Consider the following 12,445-nt stretch of genomic DNA (forward strand, 5'->3'; position numbering starts at 1 on the left):
GGCGCTTGATGCTGCTCGGCCCGCTTGGGAGAGATCGGAGTGCGATCCATTCGCCGCAAGTCCACATCGGATCGCTGGATATCCGGGCGCGCGCCGGTTCAGGCGGCCGTGGCCGCCGCTGTCGGATTGGCCCTCTCTGCCTACCCGCTCTCATGTCGTGCTCAGTCTGAGCCCGAGCCATCCATCAACGACTACCTTCCGCCAAGCGAGCCGGAAGTCTCGCGCGACGAATGGCGGCAGCGGATCGAGGACGCGCGGCGCCGCGCCAAGGATGTCTCGCGCGAGCGGCGGGAGCATCCCGAGCTCTACAAGCCGATTCCGGAAGATCCGGACCTTGTCGCGACCGAACGCCTTCTCCGCGACGATAGCCTGCAGCGAGGCGATATCGTCACGACCAAGAAGGGAATGTTCGTCTATCAGGGGCGATCAGACCAACCGCGTCGCGATCAGGACTTCGTGCCTGTCAATCCGAAATCGGTGCGCTGAGCTTCAGTACCGCCGCAAGATCTCGTTGAATTTGGGATCGGTCACTTTCGTGGTGTCGAGCAGCAGCGCCTTGCCTTGCGGAGATGCCTGCACATAGGCCGCGATCAGCAGCGGCTCGTAACGCGAGCGATTGGCCAGCGCCGCGCGGATGTCAGATTGCGCCAGCAGCTTGATCTCTTCGTCCGTTGCAGCCGCGCTCGAGGTCACGGTCCGGACGCGAGCGAAGGCGACGTCGATCGGCACGGATCCGGTCAAGTAGGACATCTTCACAGCCGGCGTTGCCGCTTCGCCGGCCTGGGCCTGCAACGTGCCGAGTGTGAGCCAGAGCGCGGGCCTGATCGGTGAGACCTTCAAGGCTGCGACGACGGCGCCTTGGGCGGCCTTGTTCTCGCTGGCCCGTCCGGCCGCATCGGACGATGGACCGTGAAGAACGTCAGCGGCCACTGCCGCCGCGTAGTTCGCGAGCAGGTCGCCATCCAGCGAAACTGATGCCAAGACACCGCCGGCCGCCAGCTTGGCCTTCTCGGGCGGAATCTCGCCCGAGAACAAATCGCTCGCGCGAAAGTTCGGTCGGATGAGATCGCCGTAGAATTCCATGCCGGCATGAAGCGCCAGCATGAACGCAGTGCAGATGCCGATGACGCGAAGCAGGAACATGCGGTTCATGGTGAAATCGACGAGGCCTGTGAGGGCGAAGCGAGCACGGGATTGAAACGAGAGCAGGGCTCTTAAATTGCGAGCAGACTATCACCTTGGATCGTCAGCAGCGTCAAGTTTCCGGTCGCGTAAGCGCCGGTGTCGATGTTGATGCGGTTCGGGCGAATATCGGGCGCGCTGACCGGGGTGTGACCGTGGACAATATATTTGCCGAAGCGCTCCTCGGACGCGAGGAATTCCTCGCGGATCCAGAGCAGGTCCTCATCCTTCTGGCGCTCGAGCGGCACGCCAGGCTTGACGCCGGCATGGACGAAGAAGAAGTCGCCGCAGGTAAAGGACGAGGGCAATTGCTGCAGGAACGCCAGGTGCTCGGGCGGCAATGCGCGCTTCAGTCCTTCGATCAGCTCGACCTGCTGCTCCGCGGACGGATTCATCGTCGGCGTGATGCCGTAGGAGACCAGCGTCAGCAGGCCGCCATAGTGGCGCCACTCCTGCAGGCGGGCGGGGTCCTTGAGGACCTCGAGCAGGAAGATCTCGTGGTTGCCCTTCAGGCAAACCGTCTCGTGTGTCTTCGAGCGTTCGATCAACAGATCAAGAACGGCGCGCGAGTCCGGGCCGCGGTCGACATAGTCGCCGAGAAAGACCTGGATGGCCCGTTCAGGGGCCGAGCGGGCCAGATCGACGTCGATGACGGTTAACAGCGATTGAAGCAGATCGGCGCGGCCGTGCACGTCGCCGATGGCATAGACGCGAACGCCGTCGGGAAGCCGAGGCTTGGTCTTCTTTCGAAAGCGTGAGGAAAGGCCCATCAGGTCGGTCGAATCGCTTCCAGCGTCACGAGCGGAACGTCGCGATGGCTCTTAGCAGAACAAGTCACACATCGGTATTCTTAATTGTTTCCGACCAAGGCGCCCGCATTTTGATTAAAGGATCGCGCGGCCTTTGAGCCGTATTTCAAGACGTCTCGCGTAGCGTCTCCCCAACAAAAACGGGGAGCGCGACATGCGCAAAGTTGTAAAGTTCCTGGCGGCCGTGGCCGCCATCGTCGTTGCTGCAGGGGTGCAGCAGCGCGCTGAAGCTGCTTTCGTCGGTGCGCCCTTGGGGCTGCGCGGGGCCATCCAGTACATCAAGTTCGATCAGCCGACGCTGGCGCCGATGGCGTTCACGCTCTTCTGCCTGAAGTACAAGGACGAGTGCAAGCCGCGGCCGCAGCACGTCGTGTTCAGGGGCGGGCGCCTGAAGCTTACCGCGGAGCGGCTGGCGCAGATGCAAGAGGTCAACCAGCAGGTCAATACCGCCATCCGTCCCGAGGCCAATCTGGAAGGGCTGCGCGGCGAGAAGTGGCTGCTGCATCCGACCAGCGGCGACTGCAACGATTACGCTGTGACAAAACGCCACGAGCTGATCGCCAAGGGCTTTCCGGCGCGCTCGGTGCTGCTCAGCGAGGTCGTGACCACCTGGGGCGAGCATCATCTCGTGGTCGTGGTTCGCACCTTCGCCGGCGATCTCGTGCTGGACAATCTCTCCGGTCACATCCTGCCGTGGTCGAAGAAGCCCTATCGCTGGGTCCGCATTCAGTCGCCCAAGAACCCGAACTACTGGGCCTCGCTCGGCGACCGCGCGGTCTGATCATCCGCGCTCTATCGTGATCCGGATTGGCTGACGCTCTGCGACAGCCCGAGTCCCACGATCACGGAAAGGCACAGGATTGCTGCGGGCCGCAGCAATCCTGGCCCGGCGAAGCTCTGAACCAGCGCAAACAAAACACAGGCCGCGGCGGCCGCAGGGAAGAACGAGTCGCGTCCGCGCTGCAAGGCGCCGAAGAACAGGCGCAGCAGCGCGATCGAGCTCACCGCCAGCGCGCTAGCCAGGCCAATCCATCCCATGCCGGCAAAGACCGCCGCGGCTGTCGACGGCGCCGTCAAAGCGGCTCCGACATCGCTCTGGTAGATCCGGCCCACCGCAGCAAAGGTCCCGGCGCCTGCGCCGAACCAGCGCGTGTCGGACAACATCCGCTCCAGCGCGGCCCGCGTTTCAGCCCCCATATCCGGGACGAGCCGCAGCAGGATCGGTCCGGAGCCCTTTTCGAACAGGAAGGACAGCACGATCGCCGCTCCGATCAAGGCGGCGGCCGACAAGGCGCCCGCTGCGAGCGGCGATAGATCGAGCCTGCGAATGACGAGGATCAGCAGGATCAGCACAATGCCAAAGGCCGCGGCGATCGCGCTGTTCGTGCCTGACAGGCCGAACACCGCAAGCGCGCTTGCCAGCGTGCCCACAAGACCGCAAAGGCCGATCGCCACCGAGCGAAGGACCGAGTGATGGGTCTCGGCCCGTTCAGCCGCAAGCTGCATCACCGCCAGATTGAGCATGAGGCCGAGGCCGGCCATGGTTGCCGTGAGATCAGCGGGAACGGTCCCCGCAAGCGCCGGCGACAGCCGATGCAGGTCCAACATCAAGGCGGAGACCGCGGTTACGCCGCTCAGCACAAAGAGAACCAGTTCGGCCCGGCTGCGGTTGCGGACCACCAGGACGGTGACGCCGAGCAACGAGATCGCCGCAAGCGCCAGCAGCAGCGCGCTGACGGTCAGGCCGATATCGGCAGTGATCGGTCCGAACGGCAGGCCACCTATGGCATCGCGGGTGCTGGCCCAGATCGGATGGGCAAAGCTTAGCGGAAGCGGGACGAGCTGAGCCGCGATGAACAGCGGAATGGCGATCGGGATCCAGCGGCCCCAGGAGGTCGCGCGAACATAGTGGTCGTAGTCGGCTTTTCGCGCGCTTGCGGTGGCCGCCAGCAGGCTTAGCGCGGCGGCCATCGTCCCGAGCTGCGCACCAAACTTGGCGCCGGCGATTTCGAGAGCGGAAGCGGAGACGATGGAAACGATGAGGGCAAAATAAGCGAGGGACAAACGGCGCGCTCGAAGGGAATCCTGAAACGGTCAGGTCACCATACAAGCGGGCGGGTGGTTTTCAAACAGAGGCCTGCCTCGGTCCAACGCTTAAAACCTTGGGCCGTTTGCGCGCGGGCTCGTTGGTCGCTGATTGATCGGCGCGATCAGCGGGTGGCCTTGATCGGGCGGCCGAAGACGCGGGCGGCGCGTGCGGCGGCAAGGCCAAAGCGCGCGGCCGAGCCGAAGAGATAACCGCCCTGGAGGGCGATGGCCGCGAGTGCCACGCCTTTGAGGCTCTCGAGCAAGGTGAGATCGAGCATCGAGCCGACCGGGATGGCGGCGAGCACCATGACGAAGGTCAATGGCAGCAGGACCAGGACGCGAAAGCGTTGGCCCAGCACGGCACCTACGAGAAAGCTGAAAATCAAAAACGCGGTCATCCGAAACACTCTCCGTGCTTCGGACCCTAGGTTCCCCACCCTAAAAAGACCCTTAAGCTGTATGGCTAAATTTGGCCTATTGGCTGCAATTTGCCAGCAGCGAATGATAGGCCTCCCGCAAGCCGTTCAGGGCCACCACGCCCTTGATCTCGCTGTCGCTTTCCCTGACCACCACCGACAGCGAGGCCGTTGACTGCCACTTGCCGGCGGCAAAGGCCGAGACCTCGTCGGGCAGCAGCACCGCGGCGCCTGCGGCCGCCATGCTGGCGTCAAAGGTCAGGCTGCCGCCGCCGCTCGCGGCAATGGTGACCTTGGGGTGGCTCCGCGGCGGAAAAGGCCGGATCAAGGCCACCAGCACGTCAACCTTGCCCTTCGGCGCACAGCGGACGATGAGGCCGGCAAAGTCCGGGTCGGATTGGGTGGTGTCCGCGGTCTTCGTGATGGCCGCGAAGCTCTCGCCGTCCTTGGCCCCTTGCGTGCGGCTGAACTTCCAGATGGAGGAGGGGGCGGCCACCTCAACGACGGGGGCGCCCTGGCACGAGGACCGCGCGCGGCCAGCACAGGAGGTAGCAGAGCCCCATGGGCGGTCAGCGGCGCCAAGGAGGGAGCCTGCCAACAGCGGAACAAGAAGGAGGCCAGACAATGGGAGTTCCTATCCTTAACGGCCCAGACTTAGCAGAGCGGCGAGAGGTCAAGAAGCCTCGCGCTCGACACACGAAGCCCTTGAGTTGGGCGGTTTGCTCGCCGACCGGGCACACGAAATACAACAAATGGTCACAAAGGGTTAAACCAAGCCCCAAAGAGTGGCCCGCACGCAACAGTGGCCGACCGATCGCTCCGTTAACTACTGGGAACCCTTGTCGCACCACCCCCTAGGCCGTACCAATCTACGTCACTTGGGGACCCTCGGGCGCGATTCATGTCATCTATTGCCAAGACCTATATGTTGAAGCCTGCGTTGCTGGCGGCTGCTTTGGCGCTCGGAGCCTGCTCGACCAATCCCGGCTCGGGTCCGCTGACGGACGACGTCAACAACAAGATTCAGACTGAAAACGCGCCGGCCTACGAGCTGGTGCCGCTCAATCCGGCCACCGTGAAGATCCTGCACACCCATGAGCCGAAGGGGCTCGCCGGCGTGTTCACCGATCGTCGTCCGCCGGCCAGCATCGTTTTCGGCATCGGCGACGTCGTCAGCGTCACCATCTTCGAAGCTGCGGCAGGCGGTCTGTTCATTCCGGCGGAAGCCGGCGTCCGCCCGGGCAACTATGTGACCATCCCGGATCAGTCGGTCGACAATGACGGCTTCATCACCGTGCCCTATGCCGGCCAGATCAAGGCCGCAGGCCTGACGGCGGTGCAAATCCAGCGTGCGATCGTCGAGAAGATCGGCAACCGCGCCATCGAGCCGCAAGCGGTCGTGGCGATGTCGTCGCAACGCACCCAGCTCATCAGCGTGCTCGGCGAAGTCAATTCGCCGGCGCGTTATCCGGCGAGCGCGGCGGGTGCCAAGGATCGCGTGCTCGATGCGATCACCCGCGCCGGCGGCATCAAGGGCCAGGGCTTCGAGACCTGGGTCATGCTGGAGCGCGGCGGCAAGCGGGCCACCGTGCCGTTCGAAAATCTCGTGATGGCGCCCGAGAACAACGTTTATGTTCGCCCCGATGACAGCATCTACGTCTATCGCGAGCAGCAGAAGTTCCTGGCGTTCGGCGCCAGCGGCCAGAGTGGCGAGTTCAACTTCGATGCCTGGCGCATCAACCTCGGCGAAGCCATGGGCAAGGCCGGCGGTCTTCTCGATGGCCAAGCCGATCCGGCCGCCGTGTACATGTATCGCCGCGAGCCGCGCGAGGTTGCGGCCCAGCTCGGTATCGACGTGAGCAAGTACACTTCCGAGACCGTTCCGGTCATCTTCAACGTGAACCTCCGCGATCCCGGCGGCTTCTTCCTTACCACCAAGGTCATGATGAAGAACGGCGACGTGATCTACGTCTCGAACTCCCGCAACGTCGAAGTTACGAAATTCCTGCAGTTCCTGCGCGTGATCATGGCCACCGGCTCGGATGCGGTGAATCTCTCCAACGACGCCCTGATCTTCCGCAACAACGTCAAGCTGGCGCCGTAAGACGCCGACTTGATCCAGCGAAACCGATGGCACCGGGGCTTTGTCCCGGTGCCATTTTCGTTTAGATCGAAGCGGTTCTGCTGCGGCTACGAGTTCGGGATTTGGATCAAGGCGCCACTGAGCACGGCGCGCCGGTCATCGGTCACCCCCGCACTGTTGCAAGGGGCTTCATGCGCTTTCGGACACTTTGCCGTCTTTTGGCTGTCGTCCCCGTCGGCTTCGGGCTAGCACCGCTCGGGCAGGCTCTCGGCGCCGCTGCAGAGCTGGGCGTCCGCCACCGCATCGACGTAATGGTCTCCGCCGAGCCCGATGCTCCAATCTTGTCGCGCTTCAAGGGAGCCAAGGGCGAGCTGTCGTTCACGGTCCGGCTGTCGGCGAACTCCAAGGAGAGCAAGTTCTTCGGGATGCTGCGTCCCTCCTTCCCGGATATCGTTGTCCCCGATGGTGCGGGAAAGCCGCTGGTCCAGCAGACCAAGCTATGGGAGGAGGAGGTTTGCCATCAGCGCCGCGGCCTGCCCAAAGTCACGGTGACGCAACTCGGCGGGCATTTCGGCGAGGGGGAGGGGCGGATCGAGATTTCGGCCATCAACCGGCACATCGGCGTCCTGGTCCCGCCCGACGAATTAACCCCTGGAATAAAACTCGATCCGGGCAGTGATAGCTTTGGAGTATTCTTGGCATTCCGGGCGCAGACCCGGAACAGCCGCCTCAACGTGGATCTGAAAATCTATCCGATCGATTGCTTCCTCTAAGCCTAAAGCAAAGCTCGCCTAAAGAAAGCACGATGCGCCTTTGGCCTCCCAATATGAGCTGGTTCAGGATTCGTTGGTCATGGAGCCTGCCCGCGACCTTCATCCTGTTCTTCGTGATGGCTGGCGCGCCGTTCCCGTTCGGCTCGACCAATGATCTGTCGATTGCGTTCTGGTGCCTGTGTCTCGGGATCGCGGTGATCTTCGCGCCGACGCGCGATCTGCGTCGGCCGCATCTTTGGCTGCTCGCCGGCATCGGCGTGATCGTTGTGGCCTACGCGTTCGTGCTGCATGAGCAGCTCTCCGACCATCCCTGGGTCGCGCCGTTCCAGCCGATCTGGAAGCAGGCCGCGGAGCTGCTGGGCGTGCCGATCGCCCCGTCGGCTTCCATCGTCAAGAACGAAGCGTTCTTCGCGCTCGGCGCGCCGCTCGCCAACATCCTCGCCATCGTTCTCGGTATTACCGTCGGGGCCGATCGCGACCGCGCCCGCCGCATGCTGTGGGTGATCGCGATCTCGGGCGCGGCATACTCGCTCTATGGCGTGCTCTCGTTCCTGATCGAGCCCACCATGATCCTGTGGCGGGACAAGACGGCCTATCTCGGCAGCGTCACCGGCACCTTCATCAACCGCAACACGGCGGCGGCCTATTTCGGCTCCTGCGCGGTGATCTGGATGCTGTTGATCCTGGAGGACGTCCGCCGCCGGCTGCCTGAACGGCACATCGAATGGCGACGCCTGTCGCTCGATCTGCGCACGATTCCGCCAAAAGAGATCCTGCCGCAGCTTGGCTGCCTGCTGATCTGCCTGATGGCGATGTTCATGACGACCTCGCGCGCCGGCGTCGGGCTGTCGCTGCTCGCGATGATCGTCGCGTTCACGCTCTTTCTCAGGAAAGACCTGCCGCCGCGCACCGGCATCTGGATCTCGCTCGGCTCGGGCCTCGCCGTCGCGCTCGGCCTCTTGCAGCTGCTCGGCGGCCGCGTCTCCAGTCGCTTCGACAGTCAGGGCCTCGTTGACGAAGGCCGCATCGAGGCCTGGAAATCGACGCTGCGGATCATCGGCAACAACCCATGGTTCGGCACCGGCATGGGGACCTTCCAATGGGCCTTCCCGCCGTATCGAAGCCCCAACATCTCGATTCGCGGCGTCTGGGATGCCGCGCATTCGACGCCGTTGGAGCTTGCCTCCGAGGTGGGCATTCCCATGGCGCTGCTGGTGGCGCTCGCCTGGGCCGTCATGCTGCTCGTCCTGGCGAGAGGCGTGTTCACCCGCCGGCGCGATGCCATCATCCCGCTGGCGGCGGTGGCGACCGCGACGCTGTCGCTGCTGCATTCGTGCCTCGACTTCACGCTGCAGGTGCCCGGCTACAGCATTCCATTCTTTGCGCTTTTCGGCGCGGGCCTGGCGCAGTCCTTCCGCACCAAGGAGGGCCGGGCGATGGCGGAGGCGGGCGCTACCAGTCGGCGAGGCGAGGGCATCCGACAACCGCGGACGCAGCCTCGAGCCCGGTGCCTCAGTTTCACAAAAGTGTCTAGATTTGAAGCAGTTGCGTCGTTTACGAAGTCTTTAGAATAAATGGACAGCCCATTTCTCTTCGGATAGGTTCCTGCACTGCACAGTCATTTGCCCGGGCCGAGGAAGCAATCGGGGCGCCGTTTTTTTGGAGGTTGATTTATGAGCGTTATCAGAATCGCGCTTCGCATGGCTGCCGCCGCGGCCCTCGCCGCGACGATTACCTCGGCCGCAAACGCTGCCGTTTACCCGCCGCAGCGCCAGCTGGCGGCCACCGTCATTTCCGACTTCAAGGCTTCCCCGAATAGTCTGCTGCAGCAATATCCGACCGGCGGCCCGCAGCTGATCTCGCGCGTGCGCGACCTCGGCGCTTCCGATCCGACCACACTGCCGGGCCTGATCGCGCTTCTGAAAGATCCCGCGACGACCACCGACCAGATGCGCGCGATCGTCGCCGGCCTTGCCCAGGTCGCCCGCATGGCCGCGCAGCAGGATCAGGCCTTTGCCAATGAGATCCAGACCGCGATCGCTGGCACCGGCAACCCCGACGTGATCGCGGCCTACCAAGCCGCGACCGGCGACGTCGCGATCGCCGCGACCGGCGGCGGTGCGGGCGGTGGCGGCAGCGGCGGAGGCGGACCGACAGGAACAAGCGGATTTGCGACCGGGGGCGGTGGTGGCGGTGGCACCTTTTTCGGCAACAATACGACGGCAAACAATGGCACTAGCCTCGGCAGTGGTTCCGTTGGTGGTACGACCAGCAGCGTGAGCCCGCGCTAAGCGGCGACGGCCTGCCCAATAGACGTCGACTACGGCGCAATTAGCGCCGCTATACTTTTGGCTTGTTAAGGTTCAAATGAAGAGGGCGCGAGTCGCGATCGTAACATTGTATCAAACGTTCCTTGCAGATGCATTGCGCTGCTCTCCGACATTTTGCGGGTAGCAATACGTCGGCACGTGGCAGGCCGGTTAACTCACGCAGTATCGAAGCGATGCTCGGCAGGAGGCGTCAGAGCGACTTGCTACTGCTGAGTTGTTGATATCGGCCTGCTTCGATTCGGCTGCCTGCTGATCTCCAGCTGTTAAGCTTCCTGAGATTTTTGGTTGACCGCCGCGTCTGCGCTGCAATGGCCTGTTCTTCTTAGAGATGGCGCATGGTAATAGATATTGCACACGCGAAAAGTCTGAGCTTTGCAGATACGTGTATTCTTCACTTCGGCGCAAAGCCAAGGATATTTCCAAAACTTTAAAACTGGGTTCGTCTCAGGGCTTAAATATGCTTCAGTTCAATAGACCGACTAACGAGATCAACCGGGATTTCCCCGAGGGGGAGCAGGGCTCGTCCCAGCAGGATATTAGGTTTTACGTTGACATCATTCGGCGCCAGTTTCCGACGGTGCTCGCCATTGCATCGGCAACTCTCCTTGTGGCTATCGTCTATCTTTTTACCGCAGCTCCGCTGTTTACCTCCACAGCCTCAGTGGTGATTGACACGCGAAAGCTGCAGTTGTTTCAACAGCAGTCCTTTCTCGGAGACGTTGCTCTCGACTCATCTACGGTCGAAACCCAGGTCGAAATTCTAAAATCTGAGAACGTTAGCCTTGCGGTTATCCGAGACCTGCACCTCATCGACGATGAAGAATTCACAGGTGGCGGCGGTGGTTTGGTTGGGGCGGTCATCGGATCCGTTTCTAGGTTGTTCTCGTCACCTAGTGCGTCGTCCGAATATCAATTGACGCGCCGAGCTTTGGGTCGGTTTGAGTCCGGTCGCACAATCAAGCGACTTGGCCAAACCTATGTGATGGAAATCGGATTTACTTCGCGCGATCCGGTGAAGGCGGGGCGGATCGCGAATGCAATCGCGGATTCGTACATTGTTGATCAGCTGGAAGCTAAGTACCAGTCGACAAGACGGGCGAGTGTATGGTTGCAAGATCGTATCAAAGAGCTGCGCATACAAGCTTCAGCCGCGCAAAGAGCAGTCGTCGATTTCAAGACCGATAATAAGATCGTTGATACCGGCGGTCGACTTATGAACGAGCAGCAGCTAGCCGAGGTGAATAGTCAATTAGTTCTGGCACATGCGTCTACCGCTGAGGCGAAAGCAAGGCTAGACCGCCTAAACGACATCCTCAGACAAGATGTTCCTGACGCCAACATTGCGGATGCGCTTAAAAACGATACGATCGTGAAGCTGCGGGCGCAGTATGTTGACATGGCCTCTAAGGAGTCCATTTGGTCAGCAAAATACGGGCCTGACCATCTCGCCGCTGTAAACCTTCGAAGGCAAATGGCGGAGATTAAGAAGAACATCACGGACGAGCTCAAGCGTATCCAGGAGTCTTATAAGAGCGAGTACGATATCGCGGTTACGCGAGAGGAAAGCATCAAAACTAGCTTGAACAATGCTGTGTCTGAATCCCAGTTGACCAATCAAGCTCAGGTGCAGTTGCGAGAATTGGAAAGCAATGCGCAATCTTATCAAGCAATGTATGACAATTTCTTGCAAAAATATATGGAGTCGGTGCAGCAGCAATCCTTTCCTATCACCGAAGCTCGCGTAATTACTCCTGCAAGCACGACCTTAGATAAAACATATCCCAAAACCTTTGTTGTGCTCGCCGGAGGACTCCTGTCGGGTCTTCTGCTGGGTCTTGGTGTAGCTCTCGCGCGTGAGCTCACAGACAACGTTTTCCGAACAACATCTAGAATTCAAGAAAAGCTTGGAGCTAGTTGCGTGGCGATCGTTCCCGCGATTGCTAGCGAAGGGTCGTCTCGAAAGTTGCTCGGAGCAAACAAGTCTCCCAACGACGGAAGTTTGCTCCGCTACGTTGTTGATCAACCGCTTTCAAGGTTTTCCGAGGCCATTCGCTCTTTGAAGGTGAGTTTAGATATCAACTCCATTGTGCGAGAGAGCCGTGTCATTGCGGTGACCTCCGCCTTGCCCAACGAAGGGAAGAGCACAATTTCGGCCAATCTCGCCCAGCTGATGGCGCACGGCGGCGCTCGCGTGATCCTGGTTGACGTTGATCTTCGTAATCCATCCTTGTCGCGTGCACTTCTTCCCGACGCGAAAATTGGGCTGCTCGAAGTTATTGCGCGGAAGACGCCTCCAGAAGATGCATGTACGCTAGATCCAGAGACGTCGCTTAGTGTTCTGCCGGCGGTTGTTACGTCACGGCTGCTTCACACTAACGAGATACTCGCATCGAAAGCCATGCGCGAGCTAATTGCGGCTCTGAAGACGAAGTTTGATTATGTAGTTTTAGATCTCCCTCCCATGGCCCCTGTGGTCGACGTGCGCGTGACGCCATCTTTCGTAGACTCGTATGTCTTTGTGGTTGAATGGGGTAAGACCAAGACGGACGTCGTCATGCACAACCTTTGTGCCTCGCCCGCCATCCATGAGAAACTTCTGGGAGTGGTTCTCAATAAGGCTGATACCAAGCTAATCTCGCGCTATGAATCATACCAGGGCAGATACTATTACCAAAAGTACTATTCTCGATATGGCTATGTAGAGTGAGAACACTGCGCTCTCTCCGCCTAGTATCACGGTTGCTACTGCTCGGCCTGGGCGTCT

12 protein-coding genes are annotated in these 12,445 nt (G+C 61.1%); 7 read left to right on the top strand and 5 right to left on the bottom strand.

The window, feature by feature from the left end; all coding sequences use genetic code 11:
• Nucleotides 1–39 precede the first annotated feature (39 nt).
• Nucleotides 40–486, top strand: coding sequence for a hypothetical protein (locus tag GGD65_RS29795; protein ID WP_312017738.1), 447 nt, complete (start codon nucleotides 40–42; stop codon nucleotides 484–486).
• A gap of 3 nt (nucleotides 487–489) precedes the next feature.
• On the opposite strand, the gene GGD65_RS29800 is transcribed toward GGD65_RS29795, so the two are convergent.
• Together GGD65_RS29800 and GGD65_RS29805 are read right to left on the bottom strand one after the other, a co-directional pair.
• The gene (locus tag GGD65_RS29800; protein ID WP_183237547.1) at nucleotides 490–1,152 is read right to left on the bottom strand and encodes a hypothetical protein; all 663 of its coding nucleotides are present in this window, start codon (nucleotides 1,150–1,152) and stop codon (nucleotides 490–492) included.
• 62 nt (nucleotides 1,153–1,214) lie between these two features.
• The gene (locus tag GGD65_RS29805) at nucleotides 1,215–1,952 is read right to left on the bottom strand and encodes a metallophosphoesterase family protein (protein WP_091956216.1); all 738 of its coding nucleotides are present in this window, start codon (nucleotides 1,950–1,952) and stop codon (nucleotides 1,215–1,217) included.
• Nucleotides 1,953–2,145: 193 nt separating this feature from the next.
• Between GGD65_RS29805 and GGD65_RS29810 the strand changes: the two genes are divergently transcribed.
• Nucleotides 2,146–2,772: a transglutaminase-like cysteine peptidase gene (locus GGD65_RS29810; protein WP_183233109.1), complete on the top strand. Its 627-nt coding sequence runs from the start codon at nucleotides 2,146–2,148 to the stop codon at nucleotides 2,770–2,772.
• A gap of 11 nt (nucleotides 2,773–2,783) precedes the next feature.
• On the opposite strand, the gene GGD65_RS29815 is transcribed toward GGD65_RS29810, so the two are convergent.
• From GGD65_RS29815 to GGD65_RS29825, 3 genes are all read right to left on the bottom strand, one after another.
• A complete protein-coding gene (locus GGD65_RS29815; RefSeq protein ID WP_183237550.1) occupies nucleotides 2,784–4,055 on the bottom strand; it encodes a hypothetical protein in 1,272 nt (423 codons plus the stop codon).
• 146 nt (nucleotides 4,056–4,201) lie between these two features.
• Nucleotides 4,202–4,477 (bottom strand): hypothetical protein, encoded by a 276-nt coding sequence (locus GGD65_RS29820; RefSeq protein ID WP_183237551.1) that lies wholly within the window; start codon nucleotides 4,475–4,477, stop codon nucleotides 4,202–4,204.
• A gap of 76 nt (nucleotides 4,478–4,553) precedes the next feature.
• Entirely contained in the window at nucleotides 4,554–4,991 is a 438-nt protein-coding gene (locus GGD65_RS29825; protein WP_246783438.1) for a hypothetical protein, read from the bottom strand.
• Between the two features lie 405 nt (nucleotides 4,992–5,396).
• Here GGD65_RS29825 and GGD65_RS29830 point away from each other — a divergent pair, with 405 nt between their 5' ends.
• The 5 genes from GGD65_RS29830 (at nucleotide 5,397) to GGD65_RS29850 (ending at nucleotide 12,388) form a co-directional block, all read left to right on the top strand.
• Nucleotides 5,397–6,599, top strand: a complete 1,203-nt coding sequence (locus GGD65_RS29830; protein WP_183237554.1) for a polysaccharide biosynthesis/export family protein — start codon at nucleotides 5,397–5,399, stop codon at nucleotides 6,597–6,599.
• Between the two features lie 101 nt (nucleotides 6,600–6,700).
• Complete coding sequence (locus tag GGD65_RS29835; RefSeq protein WP_246783439.1) at nucleotides 6,701–7,351, top strand: hypothetical protein; 651 nt, start codon at nucleotides 6,701–6,703, stop codon at nucleotides 7,349–7,351.
• 32 nt (nucleotides 7,352–7,383) lie between these two features.
• The gene (locus GGD65_RS29840; RefSeq protein ID WP_246783440.1) at nucleotides 7,384–8,925 is read left to right on the top strand and encodes an O-antigen ligase; all 1,542 of its coding nucleotides are present in this window, start codon (nucleotides 7,384–7,386) and stop codon (nucleotides 8,923–8,925) included.
• Nucleotides 8,926–9,024: 99 nt separating this feature from the next.
• Nucleotides 9,025–9,642 (top strand): hypothetical protein, encoded by a 618-nt coding sequence (locus tag GGD65_RS29845; protein WP_183237555.1) that lies wholly within the window; start codon nucleotides 9,025–9,027, stop codon nucleotides 9,640–9,642.
• Nucleotides 9,643–10,138: 496 nt separating this feature from the next.
• Nucleotides 10,139–12,388 carry an AAA family ATPase gene (locus GGD65_RS29850; protein WP_183237630.1) on the top strand — a complete coding sequence of 750 codons (2,250 nt, stop codon included), beginning with the start codon at nucleotides 10,139–10,141 and terminating at the stop codon, nucleotides 12,386–12,388.
• Nucleotides 12,389–12,445: the final 57 nt, after the last annotated feature.

This window comes from Bradyrhizobium sp. CIR18, assembly GCF_014198295.1.
In the GTDB taxonomy this organism is placed as follows: Bacteria; Pseudomonadota; Alphaproteobacteria; order Rhizobiales; family Xanthobacteraceae; genus Bradyrhizobium.